At 50.8% G+C, this 23,568-nt stretch carries 21 protein-coding genes; 18 read left to right on the top strand and 3 right to left on the bottom strand.

Annotated features, from left to right (window positions below):
* The first annotated feature begins 124 nt into the window (after nt 1-124).
* Together AC5FX6_RS02865 and AC5FX6_RS02860 are read left to right on the top strand one after the other, a co-directional pair.
* Nucleotides 125-1,804, top strand: a complete 1,680-nt coding sequence (locus AC5FX6_RS02865) for a mechanosensitive ion channel family protein (protein WP_493595521.1) — start codon at nt 125-127, stop codon at nt 1,802-1,804.
* Nucleotides 1,805-2,811: 1,007 nt separating this feature from the next.
* A complete protein-coding gene (locus tag AC5FX6_RS02860) occupies nt 2,812-3,276 on the top strand; it encodes a hypothetical protein (RefSeq protein WP_493595520.1) in 465 nt (154 codons plus the stop codon).
* Nucleotides 3,277-3,295: 19 nt separating this feature from the next.
* Here the strand turns inward: AC5FX6_RS02860 and arsB are convergent, their stop codons facing one another.
* Nucleotides 3,296-4,339, bottom strand: a complete 1,044-nt coding sequence (gene arsB, locus AC5FX6_RS02855; protein ID WP_493595519.1) for an ACR3 family arsenite efflux transporter — start codon at nt 4,337-4,339, stop codon at nt 3,296-3,298.
* A 293-nt stretch (nt 4,340-4,632) separates the two neighbouring features.
* On the opposite strand from arsB, the gene AC5FX6_RS02850 reads away from it, so the two are divergent.
* The 6 genes from AC5FX6_RS02850 to AC5FX6_RS02825 all read left to right on the top strand — a co-directional run bounded on the left by AC5FX6_RS02850 (nt 4,633) and on the right by AC5FX6_RS02825 (nt 8,488).
* A complete protein-coding gene (locus AC5FX6_RS02850; protein ID WP_493595518.1) occupies nt 4,633-4,875 on the top strand; it encodes a hypothetical protein in 243 nt (80 codons plus the stop codon).
* 162 nt (nt 4,876-5,037) lie between these two features.
* Entirely contained in the window at nt 5,038-5,271 is a 234-nt protein-coding gene (locus tag AC5FX6_RS02845; RefSeq protein WP_493595517.1) for a twin-arginine translocase TatA/TatE family subunit, read from the top strand.
* 180 nt (nt 5,272-5,451) lie between these two features.
* The gene (locus AC5FX6_RS02840; protein ID WP_493595516.1) at nt 5,452-6,159 is read left to right on the top strand and encodes a ferritin-like domain-containing protein; all 708 of its coding nucleotides are present in this window, start codon (nt 5,452-5,454) and stop codon (nt 6,157-6,159) included.
* 8 nt (nt 6,160-6,167) lie between these two features.
* Nucleotides 6,168-6,968 carry a ferritin-like domain-containing protein gene (locus AC5FX6_RS02835; RefSeq protein ID WP_493595515.1) on the top strand — a complete coding sequence of 267 codons (801 nt, stop codon included), beginning with the start codon at nt 6,168-6,170 and terminating at the stop codon, nt 6,966-6,968.
* A gap of 166 nt (nt 6,969-7,134) precedes the next feature.
* Entirely contained in the window at nt 7,135-7,692 is a 558-nt protein-coding gene (locus AC5FX6_RS02830; protein WP_493595514.1) for an RNA polymerase sigma factor, read from the top strand.
* Nucleotides 7,685-8,488, top strand: a complete 804-nt coding sequence (locus AC5FX6_RS02825) for an anti-sigma factor (protein WP_493595513.1) — start codon at nt 7,685-7,687, stop codon at nt 8,486-8,488. Before AC5FX6_RS02830 ends, AC5FX6_RS02825 begins: the two co-directional genes overlap by 8 nt.
* A 5-nt stretch (nt 8,489-8,493) precedes the next feature.
* On the opposite strand, the gene AC5FX6_RS02820 is transcribed toward AC5FX6_RS02825, so the two are convergent.
* Nucleotides 8,494-9,192, bottom strand: coding sequence for a hypothetical protein (locus AC5FX6_RS02820; protein WP_493595512.1), 699 nt, complete (start codon nt 9,190-9,192; stop codon nt 8,494-8,496).
* Between the two features lie 110 nt (nt 9,193-9,302).
* A complete protein-coding gene (locus AC5FX6_RS02815) occupies nt 9,303-10,325 on the bottom strand; it encodes an alcohol dehydrogenase catalytic domain-containing protein (protein ID WP_493595511.1) in 1,023 nt (340 codons plus the stop codon).
* Nucleotides 10,326-10,505: 180 nt separating this feature from the next.
* Between AC5FX6_RS02815 and AC5FX6_RS02810 the strand changes: the two genes are divergently transcribed.
* The 10 genes from AC5FX6_RS02810 (at nt 10,506) to AC5FX6_RS02765 (ending at nt 23,435) form a co-directional block, all read left to right on the top strand.
* The gene (locus AC5FX6_RS02810; protein ID WP_493595510.1) at nt 10,506-11,021 is read left to right on the top strand and encodes an ExbD/TolR family protein; all 516 of its coding nucleotides are present in this window, start codon (nt 10,506-10,508) and stop codon (nt 11,019-11,021) included.
* An 81-nt stretch (nt 11,022-11,102) separates the two neighbouring features.
* The gene (locus AC5FX6_RS02805) at nt 11,103-11,675 is read left to right on the top strand and encodes an RNA polymerase sigma factor (RefSeq protein ID WP_493595509.1); all 573 of its coding nucleotides are present in this window, start codon (nt 11,103-11,105) and stop codon (nt 11,673-11,675) included.
* Nucleotides 11,662-12,414 carry a carboxypeptidase-like regulatory domain-containing protein gene (locus tag AC5FX6_RS02800; protein ID WP_493595508.1) on the top strand — a complete coding sequence of 251 codons (753 nt, stop codon included), beginning with the start codon at nt 11,662-11,664 and terminating at the stop codon, nt 12,412-12,414. Before AC5FX6_RS02805 ends, AC5FX6_RS02800 begins: the two co-directional genes overlap by 14 nt.
* Nucleotides 12,415-12,646: 232 nt before the next feature.
* Nucleotides 12,647-14,209, top strand: coding sequence for a GAF domain-containing protein (locus AC5FX6_RS02795; RefSeq protein ID WP_493595507.1), 1,563 nt, complete (start codon nt 12,647-12,649; stop codon nt 14,207-14,209).
* A 35-nt stretch (nt 14,210-14,244) separates the two neighbouring features.
* Complete coding sequence (locus AC5FX6_RS02790; RefSeq protein WP_493595506.1) at nt 14,245-18,360, top strand: chemotaxis protein CheB; 4,116 nt, start codon at nt 14,245-14,247, stop codon at nt 18,358-18,360.
* Nucleotides 18,361-18,406: 46 nt separating this feature from the next.
* Nucleotides 18,407-18,691 (top strand): antibiotic biosynthesis monooxygenase family protein, encoded by a 285-nt coding sequence (locus tag AC5FX6_RS02785; protein ID WP_493595505.1) that lies wholly within the window; start codon nt 18,407-18,409, stop codon nt 18,689-18,691.
* Nucleotides 18,692-18,738: 47 nt separating this feature from the next.
* Entirely contained in the window at nt 18,739-19,242 is a 504-nt protein-coding gene (locus AC5FX6_RS02780) for an ankyrin repeat domain-containing protein (protein ID WP_493595504.1), read from the top strand.
* Between the two features lie 34 nt (nt 19,243-19,276).
* Nucleotides 19,277-21,823, top strand: coding sequence for an ATP-dependent helicase HrpB (gene hrpB / locus AC5FX6_RS02775; RefSeq protein WP_493595503.1), 2,547 nt, complete (start codon nt 19,277-19,279; stop codon nt 21,821-21,823).
* Between the two features lie 196 nt (nt 21,824-22,019).
* Nucleotides 22,020-22,244, top strand: a complete 225-nt coding sequence (locus tag AC5FX6_RS02770; protein ID WP_493595502.1) for a hypothetical protein — start codon at nt 22,020-22,022, stop codon at nt 22,242-22,244.
* A 402-nt stretch (nt 22,245-22,646) separates the two neighbouring features.
* Nucleotides 22,647-23,435, top strand: a complete 789-nt coding sequence (locus AC5FX6_RS02765; RefSeq protein ID WP_493595501.1) for a PPC domain-containing protein — start codon at nt 22,647-22,649, stop codon at nt 23,433-23,435.
* The last annotated feature ends 133 nt before the right edge of the window (nt 23,436-23,568 follow it).

The following is a 23,568-nucleotide window of genomic DNA, read 5'->3' as shown; positions in this document are numbered from 1 at the left end:
GGAATGGCAGCACACAACCTCATATAAGCATAGACGTTATTGCAGGGTGTAACAGCATTCGCTCCATAAGCATTCCTTTGGGACTGCCTGAAAGAGCAACCATACGCCAACTATCATGTTTCCTGTGCTTTACAGATTCGCCCTGACTCACTTTCACTTTCGTTCCGTTTACCTGACCTGCCTGCTATTGATCCTGGCACTGGCTCTGCCTGCTCTATCATTTGCACAGGAAGAAGCTCAGGACACAGCTGCAGCTGTCGCGCCTGAATGGCCAGCCGACTCGCTGGGCAGGCGTACGCCACAGGGCACCGTCACGGGCTTTATCCGCGCAGTAGCCGATGAAGACTACAGCACCGCCGCACTCTACCTCAACCTGAACACGGCCAATGGCCCGATCAAGGACGGAGCGGCTGCAGCGCAGGCCCTGCAGCGACTGCTGGACCAACGCAGCAAGACCCTGCCCCGCTCCTGGATCAGCAACGAGCCGGATGGCACCCTCGACGACGACCTGCCCCCTGACCTGGAAAGGATGGGCACCGCCCTGGTTGATGGGGAAACCATCGACCTTCTTCTTGAAAAGACCCAGGGGCCGGCCGGAGGACCGATCTGGCTGATATCCTCAGAAACCGTCAGCAAAGTCCCGCTCGAGATCGCCGCTTCCGATAGCACGGTACTCGAAAAAACGCTGCCTAATTTTCTGGAAGATAACCGCTGGGGCGGAGTGCCGGCAGGTGACTGGCTGGCTATGCTGCTGATTGCGGTGGTGGCCTATCTGCTGGCCTGGGGAATCACGGCGGGGCTAACCTGGCTTGTCAACTACATCTGGCGCAAGACACGCGACGAACCAACCTACGGATTCATCAGGGCCTTCTCCCTCCCGATCCGGCTATACCTGGCCGCCTGGATTCTTGTGATCCTGAGCCAGCGCCTGGGCATTTCGTTTGTCCTGCGGCAGCGCTTCAGTGAGTTTACCATCATCGTAGGCCTGGTCGCCGTGATCCTGCTGCTTTGGAGGCTGGTCGATGCCATTACCAATTTCAGTCAGCGACGGCTTGTGCAGCGGCGCAACATGGCCGGTATTTCAGTGGTGCTTTTTCTGCGTCGCGGAGCCAAGATCGCGCTGGTGGTGTTCGGCACCATCTTCACCCTCGACACGCTGGGTTTCGATGTAACCACCGGTCTGGCTGCGCTAGGTATAGGCGGTATTGCCTTGGCCTTGGGTGCTCAGAAAACGGTAGAGAATTTTGTAGGTAGCGTTACTCTCATTGCGGACCAGCCCATCCGGGTGGGCGACTTCTGTAAAGTTGGTGACACGACGGGCACCGTAGAGCAGATTGGTATGCGCTCGACACGCCTGCGCACCACAGAGCGCACGATCGTTACCATTCCGAACGGAGACTTTTCGTCACAGAAGATCGAGAACTTCGCCCACCGGGACCGCTTCCTGTTCAACCCGGTATTGCGACTGCGCTACGACACCACGGCCCCTCAGATACAGGCTGTGTTGCGCGCCCTTCGGGAGACCCTCACCGCGCACCCCAAGATAGACAATACCAGCGCCCGCGTTCGTCTCACCGAGATCACAGCCGATGCGCTCAAAGTCGAAGTATTCTCCTACGTCCTGACCACGGATTTCAACGAGCAACTCGAGATCAAGGAAGGTCTTCTCCTCAGCATGATGGACGCCGTGCACACCAAAGGCAAAGGCTTCGCCCTCCCAGTACAACAACTGCTACTGCATCAAGACGGTGCAAGTGATGACGCAGCAGGTATAGCGAAAGGGACGGAGGAAACTTCTGAATGATGATTTTCCGTAGTCTTTCCTTCTCGAGGGGGACTGTCCTCAAAACAGCGTCCAAGGTTGTTGCTTTCTATGTTCCATTATGGAAAAGACATTGCTAGAGCTTAAACCCTCGTTCGCGTCCCGCGAATCTGTGCTATTCTGCTGACTTTAGCCGCTTATATCTGTGCCTCATGGCACAAGTGGCGGGACGCCACTTGATAGCTCACACTCGCGGGACGCGAGCGAGGGTAATCATCTACGTGGCAGGAATTTGAAGCTACCAATTGTCAGACGTAGGTACAGAGGCTAAGTATTGATATGCAAGATTCACCCACCCCTACCCCACTCTTCGTCTAGGTGACCTACCCCCAGAGTGGAATTGGGAACGATTGTCATCCCCCTGCCCCCTTCGAAGGGGGACCTTTCTGCCACTGCCGGTCCTTAGTATAAGCGCTGCAGTTTCAGTTACATACCACTGGCACGCATCGAAAGAGTAACTTGCCCATTGAGCGATGAAACAAATCACCTCAGCCAGGTGCACTTTGCGGCGCTCCACTGTTCGAGCGTTCAGCGAGTTTGGAGCGTCTTGATTTTTTTGCTTACTTTTTTCATCAAGGAAAAAAGTAAGGCCCGCCCGGCCAGGGCAAGCTATGAAACAATTTAGGTTGTTATACCTAGACAGCCGCTACTGCCTGTTGCAGACTGGCCCAATGCGTTACTACTAGTGTACACTTTCGCTAAACTTGCAGTGTACACTGGTATAAGTAGGTCAGCTATACCTATACCTGAGCCAGAGGCCCCACCATAGCCGCCACGAGCGAGGACGCTTGCGCCATGCTCAATTCTGCAAAATCACCTCTTAATAAAAAGACTCTTCAAAAGATCAAAAAAACTTTTTAAAAGCAGCATATTTAAAAATAAATCCGAATATCGCTATATCTTATCACTCCAGACACTAGCTTGCGCTAAAACCCAAACATAACCCCAATTCATTGACCCCGTAGCATAATAACAACAGCCCCTAGCTTATGATGAATGCAATACAAACTGAGAAAATACATCAGGATGATAATCTTAGCATAGAAATAGATCGGAGCTTAGGCTTTCTCAGCACCAGATGGTTACGGCACCCCAACAGTGAAGAATTCAGACAGTCGCTTTCTTTGGCGGCGGACTTCGTCTGCGACATGCAATGCCGATACTGGCTGAGTGATGCACGCAAGCTCTATTACATGGAACTGGCAGACCAGAACTGGCTGGTACGCGAATTAATCCCCAAAATCAGCCCTTACCTGGATCGCTTTGCACGTGTCATGACCGAAGAAGGCCTCTCAATGCTGGATATGCAACGCCTGAAGTACAAAATAGAAGAAGAGAACATAATACCCGAATCCAGTACCCGGGTAGAAATGTTTCTGGATGCCGAGAGCGCGACAGAATGGCTCCTGCAGCATAACCACCCGGATAACAATTCTTATCACGTTAAGCCCTGACCAATACGGGCTACTTTGATCAGTATTTGTTCTTATTCGCAAAGGCAACCAGGGAGAGCATGATCGGCACTTCTACCAATACACCTACCACACATACCAGTGCCGCCGGACTGTCGAGTCCAAAGAGTGCGATCGCTACGGCCACGGCCAGCTCAAAGAAATTACTGGCTCCGATCATGGCGGCCGGTGCACACACAGCGTGTCCCAGCTTCAGTTTGCGTCCGCCATACCAAGTCAGGAAAAACACAAAGTAAGTTTGCAGGATAAGCGGAATGGAAATAAAGACGATGATAAGCGGATTGTTCAGCAGGTTTTGTCCCTGAAAGGCAAAAAGCAGAACAAGTGTGAGCAAAAGGGCAAGTACACTCATAGGCTTAAGTCGGGGCAGAAAAGTCTGTGTAAACCAGGCCTCCCCTTTTGATTTGATCAGCGCACGGCTCGTCAGGAAACCAGCTACCAGGGGCACAACCACATAAATGATGACACTCAGAAACAGCGTATCATAAGGCACTGTTACATTGGTTATCCCCAGTAAAAAACCAACGATCGGCACGAAAGCTACCAGGATGATGAGGTCGTTTACAGATACCTGCATCAGGGTATAGTTCGGGTCACCGTCGCTCAGGTAAGACCACACAAACACCATGGCTGTACAAGGCGCCGCCCCCAGGATGATAGCACCTGCAATGTACTCCCCGGCCAGATCAGGCGAGATGAAAGCGGAATAAAGATTGGAAAAGAAAAGCCAGGCGAAGAAGGCCATGGTAAAAGGCTTGATCAGCCAGTTTATGATCACGGTCAGCACAATACCGGTAGGTTTGCGGCCGATGCGTTTAAGACTGGTAAAGTCTATTTGCAGCATCATCGGGTAGATCATCAGCCAGATCAGGATAGCGATCGGGATGTTCACCTGGTAGATTTCCATGCGGCTGAGCCACTCCATTTGGTCGCCGGCTACATATCCGATCAAGGTCCCCCCTACGATACAGAGAATCACCCAGATGGTGAGGTACTTTTCAAAAAAGGCGATTTGCTTCTTGGGTTGCTGTGTAGTTAGTGCCATGATGTATTCCTTCCGATATGAGAATTTTACATCGCAATATTACGATAAATATCGCATTAACAAAAAAAACAATTCCCGGAATTGCTGTATACTGTTACCGGTCAGGTATAGCATCTATCATGGATTAGATATGGAAGTTTGAAACAATGTATACCCTGGCTACCATCTCTGAGATAATTCCCTTTAATTAAAGAATTCAAATTACCGGATATAGGAAACGGAAACTGTGACCAGTACCTCTCTCCTGTTGTTTGAATAACAGAATACAACTTTTAGCCAAAGTTTCGATTACCATGATCATCACTTCCATTCTCACCTTTATTGGCCTGTTTGGTACACTGGCCATTGTAGCCTATTTGCGTCAGGTAGAAGATGCATTAGAAGAAATACAAGGGCAACTGGAGATACCTGTTTGCCCGGTTTGTCATATTCCTCATCCACCTGAGCAGGACGAGCGCATGCACACCAGCAAGCTAAGCCGGATCAGCAGCTATTATAAGCGGCGCAAACTATCGGCTAAAAGACTGAAGCAGTAATTCCCACAAAAACAGCTTATGTTGTCAGGATTAGAAGTCTTCTATCAGCTTCTACATTCCCAATAGCACAAAATAAAATTGCTAAAATGTAGCCCGGCTAAATCCGAACAGCCTGGCAATTCGTTTGTATGCTCCATTCAATTTTTTAAACCGATAGAAACTATGGAGTTAACAGGCATATTATTATTTATAGGGGGCCTGGGTGGTCCCGAGGTGATCATGATCATCCTCATTTTTGTATTGTTTTTTGGAGCTAAACGCATTCCTGAACTGGCAAAGGGCTTAGGCCGTGGCATCCGGGAGTTCAAGGAATCGTCACGGGAAATCAAAGATAATTTTGAAAAATCCGCTGCTGTGCGCCCTGAGACAGAACAAGTAGAAACACCAAGAGAATAAATTAAAAGGAAAGAAAAGCCTGCTTATACAAGCGGGCTTCTCTTTTTTTATCACTTTTTATCACTTTTTTTCATACCCCCTAAATCCGGACAGGATAGCAAGCTCGTAAGTCTGGCATTGCTGACGGGCAAGTGGTTTGTCTCTGGCAATGCCTTATAACATTAACTAATACTTAAACTTATGAAAAAACTACAGAACGAGCTTGCGGAGAAAGACCAAAGCCTGAAGAGCAGCTTGGTGGCTCCTATCCAGCGCCGTGCTTTCTTGCGTTATGCCAGCGCCACAGCAGCGGCCTCCACCCTATTGTTCATGACCTCCTGCGACGACGATGACAACGGCCCTATGGACCCAATGGCGGTTGACCTGGGCTCCGGGGACACGGGCATCCTGAACTATGCCTACGCCCTCGAGCAACTGGAGGCAGCCTTCTATACCGAAGTAGTGGCCCGCTCCATGGGTGTCTTCAACCAGTCCGAGCAGCAGATCATGCAGGACCTGAAAGGACACGAGTCCATACACCGTGATTTTCTTAAGGCAGCACTGGGATCAGCGGCTATACCTGACCTGGAAGTGAACTTCAGCTCCATCAACTTCAACGACAAAAACAGCATACTCATGGCTGCCCGCACTTTCGAAGATCTGGGCGTAGCCGCGTACAACGGCGCAGGCAGATACCTGGAAAACGCAGGATTCCTGACACTGGCTGGAAAGATCGTATCTGTAGAGGCCCGACACGCCGCCGTCATCCGGGATCTGATCTCCAACGGCACCTTCTCCGACACTGCCGATGCCAACGGCCTGGACCCCGCTATGATGCCAGCCGATGTGCTCAGTGCAGCATCCGTTTTCATCACTACCTCTATCAATGCTAATAACCTTCCTAAATAAGCCACGCCATGAACATATTCAGAATAATTGAAGATATCGAAAAAGTTGACCCTGAAGTGTACAACAAGCTGGACTCCAGACGCAGCATTTTCAAAAGCATCGGGAACATAGGTAAAACAGCTGCCCTGGCCGCTATACCTGTCGCCCTTGGATCTGTATTCAACAAAGCGTATGGCCAGAGCTCCAACACTGTGCTGGAAGTGCTCAACTTTGCTTTGAAACTGGAGTACCTGGAACGCAACTTTTACGCCGGTGGACTTGCTGCCAATGGCCTGATCACAGACGGAGCCGCCAGAGCCGCTATCCAGAAAATACAGATGCACGAGGCGCAGCACGTGGATATTTTGATCGCTACTATCCGTAGCCTGAACGGGACGCCCATCAGTGAACCTACTTTCAACTTCGGTAAAAACTTTGCGGATTGGAACACTAATTACCAGACCTTCCTGACACTGGCCCAGGCCTTCGAAGACACAGGGGTGCGTGCCTATAAAGGACAGGCAGCCAACCTGATTAACAACGATGCCGTGCTGACTGCGGCACTACAGATACACTCGGTAGAGGCACGCCATGCGGCCCATATCAGACGCATGCGCAACAATGCCGGCTGGATCGTAGGTGCTGCTGGCAATAGCAATGTACCGGCGGGTGCAGCAGCTGTGTACGCCGGTGAGGACAATGTGTCTCAAGGCGGCATCAACGATGTAAAAACGGTTGGAAGCGGTTACTCTGCGGAGATCGCCACTGGTGCTTTTGACGAACCACTGACCAAAGAACAAGTAGCTCAGATAGTATCGCTGTTTGAGTAAATAATACCGGAAAGCTACCGCGAACCGGTGAGTTTCCCATATGTGCTTCATAGTGAGAGGGCTGTCTATGACAGCTCTTTTACTGTGAAGCATTTTGCATGAGGCATCTAAAATTTATTAAACAAGTATATACCCTTCATTGTAGAGTAGTATAAAGTTTAAATAATTGGCTGATCAACGAATCAAAGAAAACCTTACAGAAGATGACCTGATAACGCGGCTCCGCGCCCGGGACAGTTCAGCCATGTCGCAGCTCTACGACAGGTATAGCCCCACCTTGTATGGTATCGTGCTCCAGATTGTAAAAGTTGAAGAGGTAGCTGAAGACGTGCTGCAGGAGTCGTTTGTAAAAATATGGGTATCTTTCGATAAATATGATGCCTCCAAAGGACGTCTTTTCACCTGGATGCTTAATATTTGCAGAAATCTCGCGATAGACACAATCCGCTCGAAGCAGTACCGCGTAAGTAATCTGTCACAGAAAATAGAAGCTGATTCCCGCACTTTCCATGACACCAACACATTCAAGCCCGAGCACATCGGTTTGCGTGAAATCGTAGAGAAACTGAACCCTGAGCAGAAGCAGGTGATTGACCTGATGTATTTTGAAGGCCTGACGCAAAGCGAGATCGCCGAATCATATGACATTCCGCTAGGCACAGTAAAAACAAGAGTACGCAGCGCTGTTAAACTTTTATCAAGAATATTCAAAGGACGTGCCTAACGAAGACTACATAGCATCAGGTATTCTGGAACTGTACGCAGCCGGCGGATTAACGGAAGCTGAGCGGGCGGAAGTGGAGCGCCATGCCGCAGCGTCGCCTGAAATACGGGCAGCGCTGGATGAGGCTTGCGCTGCTATGGAAGCGTATGCGGAACTGTATGCCGTCACCCCAAGGCCTGGGCTCAAAGGCAGCATCATGCAACAGCTCCCAAAGGAGGAAAATACTGTACGTCCGCTGTATACCGAAAACCGCCAGGAAGCAGGCACTTACAAGTGGATGCTCGCAGCCAGTATTGCGTTGGTGTTCCTCTCCGGTGTTCTGAGCTTTTATTTTTACAATAAGTGGCAGCAGGCAGAAGAGAGACTGGCAGGTGTCATAGCATCGGAACAGCTACTGGCGCAAAATCTGACACAGACTTCTCTGCGCCTGCAGCAGCAGGAAGAAACCCTGGCTATAGTGCGCAATCCTGATTTTGAACTGGTAAAACTGCAAGGGGTAGAGTCAAACCCGGAGGCTGCCATGCTGGTGTACTGGAACCCACGTCAGGCAGCCGTCTACATTGATCATGTGGCACTTCCGGCGCCACCGAGCGGTAAGCAGTACCAGTTATGGGCACTGCTGGACGGAAAGCCTATTGATGCAGGCTTGATCGAACTGAGAGAAGGAAAAGTGGACCTGCAGCAAATGAAAAACATCTCCGCGGCACAGGCTTTTGCTGTGACACTGGAGCCGGTTGGCGGCAGTCAAACGCCTACCCTGGAAGCACTCACGGTGGTAGGAAATGTAGCGTCCTGACAGGTCTATACCTCTGCTGCTACTCCTATGGAGGTTAACTTTACATTGTTCCAGAACAGGTGGCTGAAGATAACCTGAAACAGTGGCGTAGGCATGTGCTCTTCGTCCAGTTGCAGAACCGCTAACACACACATTACTTCTTTCAGTACGCGAGACTGCTCGAGCTGGCAAATCATGCTGAGTTCTTCTTTACCAAACAAAAACACATTGGACAGGCGCTCGTCTGTACGCTCTATAAAATCCATGACCTCGTATACTCGGGCCGCCAGTTCTGAGAGTGTCGTGTCGGTAGTAACTTGGTTGAATTTCCAGAGTTTCGGTACGATCGGTGCTCCCAGTTGTTGGCTGCGCTCTATGTCAGAGAGGCGCTTGTAAAGCAAAAGAGCCAGTGCCAGATTGTTACTGCAGTCTGCACTCAGATATAACGTGCGAAACAAGCTGATTGCCTGCTGCATGCTCTCGAACACCTGGGCCACAAGCTGTTCTTCACTTTCCTGCAGATTACGCAGGTATACCAGGTTGTCTGTTCTGCTAAAACTGCCGGGGTTCATGTACACGGCCTCCTCCACTGCCTGCACCATCGCCTCCAGGCTGGTTTGAGATTGCAGCAAATGATTGAAACAAATAAAGTATGCGATCTGATGTGGGGTCATAGGCACTTGCCGAAAGCGAAGTGTCATTTTGATAGCTTCGGGTACATTCATGTAGGAGGCCTTTCAAGGTTATAGAAGTCACCCTTATTAGCAGGTATAAACCAAAGGTAAGCGATTAGTTTACAGACCTTCAATACCCAAAAGTGGGTATTTTTCAGAGGTTATACCGCTACCACAACTTTCCCCACAGACTTGCCCTGCTGGAATAGCCGGATCGCTTCATGCATCTCTTCAAAAGGGTAGACATGCCCCACATGCTGTGGCGTGAGCTGCAAAGCCTGCAAGCCTTGTAGCAAGTCGTGCATCATGTCTGTTTGCTCATAGAGGTAGATCAGATTAAAACCCATGAGCGACTTGTTTTCGGTGGGTAAACGCAGTGGATCAATCTTGGGACGTCGTACGAATTTCCATAACAGGCGGGGGTAGTTGGGCTTGTTGCCGTGGCTGCTGAAGGATGCATTGCCATACACGACCATGCGTCCCATGGGGGCAAGCGCTTTCCAACCAAGTTCCAGTATATGGCCTCCGATACACTCCATGATCATGTTGAGGGGACGCCCCTGGAGGCTGTGCATCAGCTTGTCATAGAATGCACCGTCCCGCAGGATCACATCTCCGTAACGCTCGTGCTTTCTCAGAAAATCGACCTTGCCAGGCTGCCCTACTGTACCGATTGTAAAGGCTCCTAATTTCTGACAAATGCGGTTGGCCAGTATACCTACCCCACCCGCTGCACTGTGGATCAGCACGGTCATGCCTGGCTTCAAATTGCCAAGCTCGGTAAGGGCATAATAAGCCGTCAGTCCCTGCACCAGAAAACCCGCTCCTTCTTCAAAGCTCCAGCTATCGGGCAAGGGCAGCACGTAGCGGTGGTGGCTGTTGATGTGCGTGACATAGCCGCCAAACTTGGTGGCGCCCATCACCCGGTCCCCCACCTTCCAGTTGTCTGCCTCCTCTCCCACAGCCACGACCTCCCCTGCAAACTCCAGCCCAGGTATAAACGAGCCACTCGGCGTGGCACTATACAAACCCTGCATCGCAAATATATCGGCAAAGTTGAGTCCGATTGCATGTACTTTCACACATACCTCATCCGGTGCGGGTGACGCAAGCGATTCGTGGCGGAGCTCCAGATTTCGGATGGAACCCGCTTTGGACATTCTGTATACCTGTCGGTCGATCATGGTGCTGATTCAAGTCATTGGCTGATAGCCCTAACTTACGCTAAAGGACAATCCCAGTGATTCTTTTATTTAAAAAAATTGAAAGGACGGTGTGGAATTTAGCCCCCTGCGCCATCTACTATACAAACGCGGCAGAAGGCCTGCCCGCAAAGTCCACTAAAGCTGGAGAGGAATCGCATCATGGCACAGGTACAGGAAAAACAGACACCGACAAAAGGCAACCGAAGACGCGCACGCAGCAATGGCTTTCACCTGGATATGACCCCCATGGTGGATCTGGCCTTCCTGCTGCTTACCTTCTTCATGCTCACCACTACATTTGCCAAGCTCCAGACCATGGACATTAACATGCCCACCGCAAAGGGGCCTGACCTGCCTATACCTGGCAAGAACGCCCTGAACATCGTGCTGGATGAAGATGACAAGGTATACTATTTTTTCGGCTACCCCGGAGATGAACCGGAGGTCAAGCAGACTGATTTTTCGGCCACCGGCATCCGGCAGGTACTTCTGGCAGAGCAGGTAAAAGGTAACCCAAACATGGTGGTGCTGGTGAAAGCGACAAAAAGCTCCCGTTTCAAAAACCTGGTGGACACGCTGGACGAGCTCAAGATCACCGACACCCGCAAATATGCCCTGGTCGAGCTGCAAGAAGAAGACAAGGCTTTGCTGGCTATGAAGCAAGAAAGTCTCTAAAATGAGTGTGCTTATTGATACAGTTTAGGTGCATTCTATTATATTTACCTTCTACCATATATTCCATTCCGGACCTCCCCTATGTTCCTGAAGTTTTTCTCAAAAGATCGCCCCACAGATGACCTGGAGCTGGTACGGCAGTACCGCCGCACCGGTGATCTGGACGTGATCGGGAAACTCTTTGAGCGGCACACCGAAATGGTATACCTGATCTGCCTGCGCTACCTTGGAGAAGAGGAAGAAAGCAAAGACGCTACCATGCAGGTGTTTGAACAGCTGATCGTGGCGCTGAAGCGGCATGAGGTCAGCAATTTTAAATCGTGGCTCCACTCCCTTACCAAGAACCACTGCCTGCAACTGCTACGTACGGGTCGGCTGAAAGACAAAATGAACCAGGCCCTGCCGCATGAGCCGACCGTTACCCTGCCGGGTGAAACGGCACAAGAGGAACTTGACTGGCAGGCACTCGAACATGGCCTGGTACACCTACCTGCCGAACAGCGTACCTGCATCGAGTTGTTTTACCTGCAACAGAAGAGTTACCGGGAGATCGTGGAGATGACCGGCTGCGATCTGAAACAGGTAAAGAGTTACATACAGAATGGACGCCGTAACCTTAAAATTTACATTGAAAAAAACCATGCGCAACGATAAAATACAGCTAAGCGAATGGGGACTGGAGGAGCACCCCTCCAATGAATTGCTACGGCAGTATGAGGAAGGCTTACTGCCTCCTGCCACCAATTACGAACTGGAGAAGCACCTGCTCGACTGCGAGATGTGCGAAGATATACTGACAGGCATGTCCATGTCTGACCGCGGCCGCACCCGCCAGGCACGCTACCGCATCTGGCAGCGCATCCGCACCCGCCTACGCCGCAAGCAGCGCCCCCGTGCCCTGCACGGACTGGCCGACTGGCGTGTCGCATTGGGTGTGCTGATGATGTTCAGTTCGCTTGGTCTTATATTGTTTTATCACTACACACGCACCGCCGCCGAACAAAAAGCGGCAATGCAGGCTGCGGAACTGCTGCCCCCAACCCCAGAGGAACTTCTGGCCCGCACCATTGATGCCGCGTTGGTGCTGGACATACCTGCTCCTCCTGCCGGTAGCAGAAAACAGCAGTCTCTCAGCTCCCAGGCAACACAACAGGCGGAGGCCAGCTTGCAGGGGCAGGTACTTACTGCCGGTGACCAAGGTATAGCACTTGCTACGATACAGGTGCAAGGCGGCCCCTGGCAAGCCCAGGCAGACGAAAAGGGATATTTTAATCTCCCAATTGCAACCGGCAGCTATACCTTACTCGTAAGCAGTCCTGGCCACATGCCGAAGACCTTCATCGTCAACAGCCCGAATGCAAACTTGCTTCTATACCTGGAAGAGAAAAAATAGCACACACCAACATCCGTATATATACGTATACCCGTGTGTGAAGTAAATGGGCTGGTGATTACTTTGATCCTATTGTAAGGCAGTCTATAAGCATTAATTAAACTGATTGCTTCATGTTTTTAGGGTAAAAATACTTAAATTACAGCCTTACACTTTTTGCCAAAGCGGGACAAACCTACATTTGTAATGCGTTTACATCCCTTATCACCCTTGGCGAAGGTCTTGGATTACTATGGAAAATAAAACATCTGCGCTGCAATTCGGTGGCGAAAAAAATTACGATTCTGACTTTTGCGGAAGTATACCGCTTCACCAGATCAACCTCATACAACCACACGGTCTGCTCCTGGTGCTCGACAAAGCCCTGCGGATCAAGCAAGTAAGCGAAAACAGTATCAATATGCTCGGGCTAGCTCCTGAATCCTTACTGGAGCAGGAACTCACCTCATTTGTATCAGAAAAAGAGATACAGGACCTGCAGATCAAGCTAAAGCAGGAAGAGGAATCGCAACAGGAGCAGGTAGACATCCCCTTTTCACTCACCTTCAGAGCAGATGGTAGCAGTAAAATGTTTACGGCTACAGCACACCTGGAGGCAGGCCAGATCCTGATCGAGATGGAACCTGCCCGTAGTGAAGAAGACAAGTCTTTTCTGGCATTTTTTCAGCAGATCAAGTACATCACGTCCCGCATCAAGCAGGCTGAGAGCATAGAGACAATCGCCCAGACGGTTGCCGACGAATTCAAACAATTTACAGGCTTCGACCGTGTTTTGGTATACCGCTTCGACCCTATGTGGAATGGCACTGTGATCGGTCAGGCCAAAACAGAGGATATGAGTGATCTACTGGACCTTCGCTTCCCTGCGTCTGATGTGCCCAAGCAGGCACGTGATCTTTACTTCAAAAATCCTTACCGCCTTATACCTGCCCGCGAGTACGAACCGGTACGCCTCCGCCCTATTCTGAACCCTATTACGAAGCGCTTCACGGACCTGACCAGTTGTAACCTGCGCAGCGTGGCCGGCGTGCACCTGGAGTACATGGGCAATATGGGCATCTCGGCATCTATGTCGGTTCCCCTGATCATGGAAGGGAAACTATGGGGCTTGATTTCCTGTCACCATAAAACACCGAAGTACCCGAGTTACCAGGAACGCACAGCCATGGAGTTGCTTTCTTCAATCGCTTCCGTGCGCATTCAGTCTTACGAAAAAGAGCAGGATGCCGCATTGCAGGCCCACATTCGCGGACTTCATGCCAGAATGCTGGAGCAACTCTTTAACCAGGAATTTTTTGCAGATGCCCTGTTACTCGGACAGCCCAACATTCTGGAGTTATTGTCACTGGATGGGGCGGCTATTCTATACGAAGGCCATGTGCAGACAGCAGGCAAAACACCACCTAAACAGAATATCAAAGAACTGGCGTCGTGGCTACGACGCAACAGCTCTAACAAGACATATGTGACCAATTCGCTCCCAGCGGCATACCCAAACAGCAAGGAATATAAGGAGGAAGCAAGCGGCATGTTGGCGCTTGCGATCAACCCCGATCACGGGGATTACATTCTGTGTTTCAGAGGCGAGGTGCTGCAGACTGTAAATTGGAGCGGTAACCCTGATCAGGCTATCCGTATGGAGCCGGATGGTAAAAGCTACCATCCCCGAAATTCTTTTGCGCTTTACCAGCAAACCGTGCAGTATACTTCCAACCCCTGGAAACGACAGGAGTTAGAAGCAGCGGAGGCGCTGCGCAGTGCTGTGCTTAGCAAGCTCATCCGCGAGAAGTACTAAAAGAATAAAATTACCTTTATTTTGGCTAATACAGCATGTTGCAGCAAGCTAACCATAAGCAAGAGCAGAAAATAAGCCCGAAGCCTGCCGACCATTACCTGGTGGGTATAGGTGCCTCCGCTGGAGGCCTCGAGGCTATTCACAAGCTCTTTGATCACTTCCCCGGAAACTCCAGTTTCTCTTTTGTGATCATCCAACACCTTTCGCCTGACCACAAAAGTCTGATGGCGGAATTGCTGTCAAAGCACACCAGCATGCAAGTGCAGGAGGCCGAAGACAATGCCTTTACACGTCCTAACTGTGTGTATGTACTTCCCAGCGGTAAGCAGCTGAGTCTGCAGAACGGAAGGCTTCGGCTGACCGAAAAGCCCCGCAACCGGGAGCCAAACTTTGCAGTGGACGCTTTTTTTGAGTCGCTGGCCGTAGACCGCGGCCCTTTTGCCATTGGCGTCGTGCTGTCAGGTACCGGTACGGACGGTAGTAAAGGTGTGCGGGCAATTAAACAAGCGGGCGGCCTGGTGGTCGTGCAGGATCCGGAAAGCGCCAAGTTTGATGGCATGCCCCGCAGCGCCATTGATACAGGCAGCGTAGACTTTGTGCTGCCACCGGATCAGATTCCGCTCGAGATCATGGAATACACCCGTCGCACCCCATTAATAAGAAGCATCATCCAGAACGGCAAACAACAGTCAGAGCCTACCTCTGAAGAAAAAATCCTCAAAGAGATTTTGGATCTGGTATGTACGCATACCCAGGTTGATTTCACACACTACAAAAGACCCACGCTGAACCGTCGCATTCAAAAACGGATGCAGACCCTCAAGCTGAGCAGTTTACAGGAGTACCTGGATTACCTGCACGCAAACCCGTCTGAGATCAAGATCCTCTGCCAGGAGTTCTTTATTAACGTTACCAGTTTTTTTCGTGACCCGGAGGCCTTTCAGCTTCTGGAAAAGAAAGTGATACCGAAGATACTGGAGTCCAAAGAAGAGGGTGAGATCACCAAGGTATGGGTAGCAGCGTGCAGTACAGGCGAGGAAGCTTATTCACTGGCCATCCTGTTTCATGAGGCATTCCAGAAACTAGGCCGACTACCTGATGTGAAGCTCTTTGCTACCGATGTGGACCAGCAGGCTTTGCAAAAAGCGTCGAAGGGCACTTACCTGGCCAGCAATATACGGAAGCATGTGTCAGAAGAACGCCTGTTGCGCTTCTTTCAGCAGAAAGGCACCAAGTACACTGTCAGTGACGAGATCCGCAAAATGGTCATCTTTGCGCAGCATGACCTGCAAAAGGACCCTCCCTTCAGCAAGATCGACCTGATCAGCTGTCGGAATATGCTGATCTACCTGAATCCCAGCCTGCAAAACAAAGTCCTGTCGCTGTTCCCTTATGCCCTGAACATGGGTGGCTACCTGATGTTGGGCCCGAGTGAGCACATTGGTGAAATGCAGGAATACTTTGAGGAAGAAGAACGCAAATGGAAGATATTCCGCAAAGTGAAAGACCGCCACAGCCTGCAGCGCAGCTACGGCGTTACAGACTACCCTACCACCAGCATGCAGCAAAGCCAGGCGAGTCAGTTTAAGACAACGCAGCTAAATCGCTATAACGAGGCATTCATGGATGCCTTGTCAGAGGACTTCAAAGTAACAGCCCTCTACGTCGACACAAACTACCAACTGCTTCACGGCATCGGCGACATCAACCGATTCCTTAAGTTCCCAGACAAGCGGCTGCACTTCAACCTGATCAAGATGGTGCCAGAGGAACTGGCCGTTGTACTGAGCGTCAGCATCCGCAAAGCCATCAAGAACAACCGCAGTGTGGTGGGTCGGCAGGTGTCTGTTAAGTTTGGCAACAAAGAGCGCCTGATCCATACATCTGTGCGACCGGTGACACTCGAAAAAGGGCAGTCACCGCTTATACTGGTACTGTTGCAGGAAGTGGGAGAAGTAAGCCCGCAGCCTAAAATCAGTGAGGTGCCGCATATTTCGGATGCCGATTATTACCAGCAGTTGACCACGCTCGAGTCAGAGCTGCGCGAAACGCGGGAAAGTCTGCAAATGACCGTGCAGGACCTCAGCACTGCCAACGAAGAACTGCAGTCAAGCAACGAGGAGCTGATGTCGAGCAACGAGGAACTGCAAAGCTCCAACGAAGAGATGCAGTCGCTCAACGAAGAACTGCATACTGTAAATTCAGAGCATCAGCTTAAGATCAAGGAGCTACAGGAGCTCAACGAAAACCTGGATAACTATTTCCGAAGCTCTAACATCGGGCAGTTATTTGTGGACCATAACCTGGATATCCGCAAGTATACCCCATCCGTGGAGCAGATCGTGAATATCATAGGAGGCGATATTGGAAGGCCGGTGTATCACCTGTCCCATAACCTGAAATACGCCCGCCTGTTCGACGACATACGCCAGGTGAACAATACCTCGCAGGAGCTTGAACAGGAAGTCGAAACAGACAATGGGCGCTATTACCTCATGCGCATCATCCCCTACCTGAAACGAGACGGCAACAAAGATGGCGTGGTGGTCAGCTTTGTGGATGTGACCACACTCAAAACACTGAGCAGCGTGGTGCAGGGCGTGCTCGACAGTTCGCTCAACAGCATCATGGCTATGCAGGCCGTCCGCGACAATAAAGACCAGATCAAGGACTTTAGCTGGACATTGCTCAACAAACGTGCAGAGGAACTGCTTGGCGAGTCCAGCGCCAACCTGCTACAGGGCAGTGTGAACACCACACTGCCTGGTCTGCGCGACACCGGCCTGTTTAGAAAACTGTGCCAGGTCGTGGAAACAGGAAAGCCGCTTCACATTGAACAGCTGATGACGCTGAATGAGCGGAAAGCCTGGTACGAGATCGCCGCTGTGAAAATGGGCAATGGCATCACCCTGACCATAGCCGACATCACCGACAAAAAGAACAACGAAGACCAGACACTGGCAGCCTACGAAGAGCTCAAGAAAGCAGAGGAAAACCTGATGGTGCTCAACAACAAGCTCGAACGCCTGGTAGAGGAACGTACCCACGAACTGGCCAACAGTGAGGAGCGCTTCAGACTGGTATCCATGGCGACCAATGATGTGGTGTGGGACTGGAACCTGGCCACCAATGAGATCTGGTGGAGCGACGGACTGTCTAAAATGCTGGGCTTTGACGAGCAGGAAATGTCAGGCGGATTAGAAGGCTGGTTCTCCAAACTGCACCCTGACGACCGCCTGGAAGTTGAGCGCAGCGTGAACGATGCCATCAACAATGGCAACAAGCAATGGAACGCTGAGTACCGCATCCAACACAAGGATGGTCATTATACCTATGTGTCGAACAGGGCCTATATTCTGTACAATGAGTACCAGATGCCCTACCGCATGATCGGCTCGTTCATAGACCTTTCGGACCTGAAACTGGCACAGGAAGAACTTCAGCACACCAATGATCACCTGATGCGCGTGATCGACGACCTGGATACCTTCGTATATACCGCTTCCCATGACTTAAAGTCACCGATCGCGAATATTGAAGGCCTGATGCTCATATTGGAAGAGCAGATACAGGAGGCGGAGCCGCTACCGGGTGAGCCGACCGATCCGCTTTTTGTGATGATCAAGGATTCGATCAGGCGCTTTAAGAATGTGATCCGCGACCTGACAGATATTGCCAAAGTTCAGCGGGATGTAGATGGAGAGTCAGAGGCACTGAATATTGAAACCGTTTACAATACGATTTATGAAGGCCTGCAGGAAGAAGCGGAGCGCAAGAAAGCTGTGATCGAAACCGATTTTTCAGAAGCCCCCAACCTCAGTTTCTCTAAGAAGAACCTGCACAGCATTCTATACAACCTGCTCAGCAATGCCCTTAAGTACAGCTCACCTGACCGCACCCCGCATGTCAGGATCAAGAGCACTTACAAGGGCAGAAAGCTTGTGCTGAGCATAGAGGACAACGGACTGGGTATAAGCAAGGATAGCCAGAGCAAGATGTTCACACTCTTCAAGCGATTCCACTCCCATGTGGATGGCACTGGCATGGGGCTTTACATTGTAAAGCGCATCATGGACAACTCTGGGGGACAAGTGCATGTAAAAAGCGAAACGGACAAAGGGACAACGTTTACGCTGACATTTCCGCAATAAGAAGAGAGGTCCCTTCCAATTTTAAAAGCGAATTATGTATATAGCCATGAGCCAGTTTGAGGTTGCCAACGATATGGCAGCCGACGTGAAGGAAGCATTTGTGAAACGACCGCACATGGTTGATCATGAGAAGGGTTTTCTGGGCATGAAAGTATTTACTCCGCAGGAGAATGAGAATGAGTTCTGGGTGATGACCACCTGGACCGATGAGATCAGTTACAGGGAGTGGTACAAAGAACACATGAAAGAGTCGCACCAAGGTATACCAAAGGGTTTGAAACTGGTGCCCGGTAGCTTAAAGGTGCGCTTTTTTGATCTGGTGAGTGACTAATTCCGGTTTTTATCGTAGGAAAGGCCAGAACCAAAACCCTTATACCTATGACCTTCCACTCTATACGCCCTGTTGACATCCTGTTTGATGCCGCCCGTCGCGGTGACCTTACCCTTCTGAAGCAACTGATTGATGAAGGCGTTGATGTGAACGAGCCTGGTCCACGCGGCTTCACGCCGCTGATCATAGCAACTTACAACAACCAGCCGCAAGCCGCCCGCATGCTGCTGGAAGCTGGCGCTGATGTGAATGCGCAGGATCAGGCTGGAAACACAGCCCTGATGGGCCAGTGCTTCAATGGCTACGAAGGGATAGCCGAGCTCCTGCTGGAGTACAACGCTGATCTTGACCTGCAAAATGGCAGCGGTGGTACGGCGCTGATGTTTGCGACGATGTATGGCCGCAACAACATGGTGAAGTTCATGCTTGAACATGGCGCCAACCGGGAGCTGCGTGACGGCCGTGGCCTGACAGCCCAGCAAATGGCTGCGCAGGTTGGCAACGAAGAAGCGCTGAAGCTTTTCGAGAACCCAACTGAAAGCACAACCTGATAAGTTTAACATATTTTTCTGAAATTGCGGCGACATGTCGTACGCCCTTTCTATACCTGAATTGCCTGCGCTACCTGTAAAGGAAGCCCTCCCCAGCCTGCTGCAGGCACTCGCTGCCTCTAACCGTGCCATACTGGAAGCTCCTCCCGGAGCAGGCAAGACCACCCTGGTACCGCTCGCGCTGTTGCAAGCCGACTGGTTGCAGGGCGGTAAAATACTGGTGCTCGAACCGAGGCGACTCGCGACCCGGGCTGCAGCACAGCGCATGGCCGACCTGATGCAGGAACCGTTGGGACAGACGGTCGGGTATTGGGTGCGTATGGAGCATATCGTATCAGCCCGCACCCGCGTGGAGGTGGTAACCGAGGGCATCCTCACCCGCATGCTGCAGGAAGATCCCGCGTTGGAGGGTGTATCCGCTATCCTATTCGATGAGTTTCATGAGAGGAGTCTGCAGGCTGACCTGGGACTGGCGCTCGCGCTGGACGCACAGGCACTCCTCCGACCCGACCTGCGCATCGTGATCATGAGTGCCACCCTCGACGCCACGGGTATAGGCAAGTGGTTGCAGGCCCCTGTCATTAGAAGTGACGGCCGCCTCTTCCCCGTCGAAACGCATTACCTGAGCCCAGCCGAAATAGCCGCTGCCGGAACCCGTCCGGCAGAGAGATTGCAACAGCTGGTTCCCAAAGCAATCGTCAGGGCCTTGCGAGAAGAACCGACTGGTGACGACATACTCGTTTTTCTGCCAGGTATGGGTGAGATGCGCCGCGTAGCCGAGCAACTGGAAAGCCGCTTGTCAGACGATGTGGAACTACACCTGTTACACGGCGACCTGGCGCTTAGCCGTCAGATGGCCGCTATACAGCCCTCCCCTTCCGGTCGCCGGAAAATCGTGCTCGCCACCAGTATTGCCGAAACCAGCCTGACCATAGAAGGCGTCAGGATAGTAATAGACGGAGGTTATGCCCGGGTGCCCCGCTTTATGCCCCGAACCGGCCTTACCACACTGGTGACCACGCCTGTTTCGAAAGCAGCCGCTGACCAGCGCCGCGGACGTGCGGGCCGTTTGGGACCAGGTATCTGCTATCGGCTCTGGTCTACCGCCGATCAGTTGCAGCTGCCCGAACGACAGGATCCTGAGGTATGCGAAGCTGACCTTTCAGGGATGGCCCTCGAACTGGCTTTGTGGGGAGTAAAGGATGTCACTGCTTTGCAGTGGCTGGATGCACCACCCGCTGCCGCCCTGTCTCTCGCCCGTGACTTACTTTTACGACTCGAAGCGCTGGACACATCCGGTAAAGCCACACCGCATGGCAATGCCATCGCTTCCATGGGTCTGACACCCCGGCTGGGCCATCTGGTCATCAGAGGACATGAACTCGGTCTGACTGAAACGGCCTGTACCTTGGCCGCACTACTTGCTGAGCGCGACATCATCCGATCGCAACAACCCCATAGCGTACCCCAGCCCGATCTGCCCTTGCGACTTGAACTGCTGGCCGGCAAGCGCCCCCCTATACCCGGATATCAGCGGGATGAAAATGCCATCCGACGTGTGCAGGAGCAGGCGCAGCACCTGCGACAACGACTCCGTGCTCCCAAGGGTACCATTGAAGCACATGCGGCTGGCATCCTGACGGCGCTTGCCTATCCGGACCGATTAGCACAACGTGAGAGTACGGGTAAGGTGCGTCTCATCACAGGGCAACGGGCTACATTACCGACAGAATTATTTGCAGAAGCCGATTACTATGGCATCGCACACCTCGATGCGGGGCAGCATCCGCGCATACTGCTGGCGGCTCCGCTAAACAAAGAGGAAGTGCTTGCGCATTTTGAAGCACAGCTGATTCAAACCGAAGAAGTTCGCTGGGACAACGCGACCAACCGGGTAGTAGCAAGACGCATTGTGAAACTCGGTGCTCTCATACTTGAAGAAAAACAACTCACGCAACCTGACCCCGAACAGATTGTCGAAGCACTGCTGCAGGCTTTGCAGGAAAAAGGCGTGGCACGCCTGCCCTGGTCAGACGAAGCCTTTCGCACACGCCAGCGGATCACCTTCCTGCAGCAACTCGCACCTGACCAATGGCCGGACGTATCAGATCAAGCTTTGGAGGAAACCATGCAAGAGTGGCTGCTGCCGCACCTGGCAGGCATGCGCAGCATGGACCAGGTCAATCGGCTGGACTTTAACGGCATCCTGCTGGCCTTGCTCAGCTGGGAACAGCAGCAGGAACTTGACAAGCTGGCTCCTACGCACTTACAGGTACCCAGCGGCTCCCGCATAGCCCTTGATTATGCAGATCCCGCCACTCCGGTGCTGGCCGTTCGGCTGCAGGAAGTATTTGGCTTGCTTGACACACCACGCATTGCGGCGGGCAAAGTACCGCTCCTGATGCATTTGTTGTCCCCTGCATCAAGACCTGTGCAAGTAACCCGGGACCTGCGTAGCTTCTGGAACGCTGGCTACTTTGAGGTGCGAAAAGACCTTCGCGGGCGTTACCCAAAGCACCCTTGGCCTGAAGACCCCCTCTCGGCTACACCTACCCGCAGTATTAAACGAAAAGGCAGTTAAATGCCTGAGGCAGCAACTTTCATGCTGCCAGAACATACACCAGCTTGTTTGCAATATAACGATTTAAAGAATATTAAAACTTAAATAAGCTGATTTACAACCTTTTACAACACAAACAACGTACTAATTATAGAAATCAAATCTGCCATCCCGATAGGCGGATATTGTATCATAACTAGAATTAAAAAATAAGACCATGAAAAAGATATTATATGCAGGTTTCGGATTGATGTTTGGTATGATGGGCTTAGTCGCCTGTGATAACAGTGGAACCGGAACTACAGAAACTGAAGGTACAGTTATACATAAAGATTCTGTTGCTAGTGAATATGAAGTAACAGAAACTGTAGTTGAACGTGATACTACGACCAATACCAGAACTGTGGACGTAGACAATGAGAACAATCCGGACAACAGATAAAAAATAAATTATTTTTTGGGTAAACGTAACCCGACTATCATTACTACCGTAAAATAAAACGGCTAAAAGTTGAAAAGTTAATTGTTACAAACTAATCTTTTCAATAGAGAACAGCTCCTGATCAAGGGGCTGTTCTTTTTTTTGCCCTATCACCAGTCATTTAGCATTCTCCCCTCCTATTAGAGAGATCAGTTCCGCCAACCTCTTTATCGACAGTTAAATAAGCGCAAGACTTCTTGGTCTATTATCTAAAAATACCCAAAACTGGGTACTGACACAGGTACTTTACAGCGCTATATTTGCATTTTATTATATATCTCCAAGCATCAACTTTACCTGCGTTAACACTTTTTGGTGCTTTCTCCCCCTGTTAAACCAACAACCTATACACACCTTATACCCATGAAGAAACATGTACAATTGCTACTGCTATTGCTGATCGGCTTTGGCTTGAATAGCTGCGAACTAATCAATGACGCCTTTGAAGAAGCGCTTGATTTTGAAGGCCTTTTTGAATCACCCGATGGCATGGTGATTGAAGCGATCGGTGATAATGCCTACATCCTGAAAGTTGGCAAGACAACACAACTTGGTAAAACGACTTTGCGTGTTGGCAACCCTTTTATACTTGGTGCAAAATACGATAAGAAAAGAGAAGATTGGAGCGGATTTACTTACAATAGCCTGGGAGAGGCCGAACAATTGAATTTTAGTTATGATGGAAACAGTATCCAAATATATCATGGTCCACTAGCACTTAAGAACTGGACCAAAACTACCACCCGACCAACTACAGGTGGCAGCACGCCAAGTACAGGCACCCCGAGTACGGGCACTCCGACCGGTGGCAATGTCACCTTACTTGATGTAAAAAATATTGAAGGAGCCCTTAACAGTACCAAAACCTATAAGATTACAGTGCCTTCTGGTACCAAAAAACTGGAAGTGGTACTAAGTGGACTCGAAACTGGTGGTCGTCCTTTATCGGACCTCTTCGTGCGTCGTGGTCAGGCCCCTATCATTAACCGCACAAACGGTTACAGTTGGACAGCTGACTGTGCTAGTGTAAACCCGAATTATGACGATGAGGTATGTATTTTCAATAGTCCTACATCCGGAGAATGGTACATCACAGTGTATGGTTACCATGCTTATTGGGGGGCTAATCTGAAGGCCGTTATTACCAAATAAAAAAATATTTTTAAAGATTCTGTAACCTCCCTGCAACTGCTGCCGTATAAAAGAACGGCTAAAAGTTGAAAAGTTAATTGTTACAGACGAATCTTTTCAATAGAGAACAGACTCCTGATAAAGGGGTCTGTTC

It is taken from the genome of Pontibacter sp. LHS2, from assembly GCF_058932845.1.
Note: the sequence above shows the minus strand (reverse complement) of the source record. Positions and strands in the feature narration are given on the sequence as shown.

Excerpts from the sequence above, each read along its gene's own strand:
- AC5FX6_RS02860 (WP_493595520.1), top strand. The coding sequence starts at position 2,812 with ATGATGAATGCAATACAAACTGAGAAAATACATCAGGATGATAATCTT.
- arsB (WP_493595519.1), bottom strand. The coding sequence starts at position 4,339 with ATGGCACTAACTACACAGCAACCCAAGAAGCAAATCGCCTTTTTTGAA.
- AC5FX6_RS02850 (WP_493595518.1), top strand. The coding sequence starts at position 4,633 with ATGATCATCACTTCCATTCTCACCTTTATTGGCCTGTTTGGTACACTG.
- AC5FX6_RS02845 (WP_493595517.1), top strand. The coding sequence starts at position 5,038 with ATGGAGTTAACAGGCATATTATTATTTATAGGGGGCCTGGGTGGTCCC.
- AC5FX6_RS02840 (WP_493595516.1), top strand. The coding sequence starts at position 5,452 with ATGAAAAAACTACAGAACGAGCTTGCGGAGAAAGACCAAAGCCTGAAG.
- AC5FX6_RS02835 (WP_493595515.1), top strand. The coding sequence starts at position 6,168 with ATGAACATATTCAGAATAATTGAAGATATCGAAAAAGTTGACCCTGAA.
- AC5FX6_RS02820 (WP_493595512.1), bottom strand. The coding sequence starts at position 9,192 with ATGAATGTACCCGAAGCTATCAAAATGACACTTCGCTTTCGGCAAGTG.
- AC5FX6_RS02815 (WP_493595511.1), bottom strand. The coding sequence starts at position 10,325 with ATGATCGACCGACAGGTATACAGAATGTCCAAAGCGGGTTCCATCCGA.
- AC5FX6_RS02810 (WP_493595510.1), top strand. The coding sequence starts at position 10,506 with ATGGCACAGGTACAGGAAAAACAGACACCGACAAAAGGCAACCGAAGA.
- AC5FX6_RS02805 (WP_493595509.1), top strand. The coding sequence starts at position 11,103 with ATGTTCCTGAAGTTTTTCTCAAAAGATCGCCCCACAGATGACCTGGAG.
- AC5FX6_RS02800 (WP_493595508.1), top strand. The coding sequence starts at position 11,662 with ATGCGCAACGATAAAATACAGCTAAGCGAATGGGGACTGGAGGAGCAC.
- AC5FX6_RS02795 (WP_493595507.1), top strand. The coding sequence starts at position 12,647 with ATGGAAAATAAAACATCTGCGCTGCAATTCGGTGGCGAAAAAAATTAC.
- AC5FX6_RS02790 (WP_493595506.1), top strand. The coding sequence starts at position 14,245 with ATGTTGCAGCAAGCTAACCATAAGCAAGAGCAGAAAATAAGCCCGAAG.
- AC5FX6_RS02785 (WP_493595505.1), top strand. The coding sequence starts at position 18,407 with ATGAGCCAGTTTGAGGTTGCCAACGATATGGCAGCCGACGTGAAGGAA.
- AC5FX6_RS02780 (WP_493595504.1), top strand. The coding sequence starts at position 18,739 with ATGACCTTCCACTCTATACGCCCTGTTGACATCCTGTTTGATGCCGCC.
- hrpB (WP_493595503.1), top strand. The coding sequence starts at position 19,277 with ATGTCGTACGCCCTTTCTATACCTGAATTGCCTGCGCTACCTGTAAAG.
- AC5FX6_RS02770 (WP_493595502.1), top strand. The coding sequence starts at position 22,020 with ATGAAAAAGATATTATATGCAGGTTTCGGATTGATGTTTGGTATGATG.
- AC5FX6_RS02765 (WP_493595501.1), top strand. The coding sequence starts at position 22,647 with ATGAAGAAACATGTACAATTGCTACTGCTATTGCTGATCGGCTTTGGC.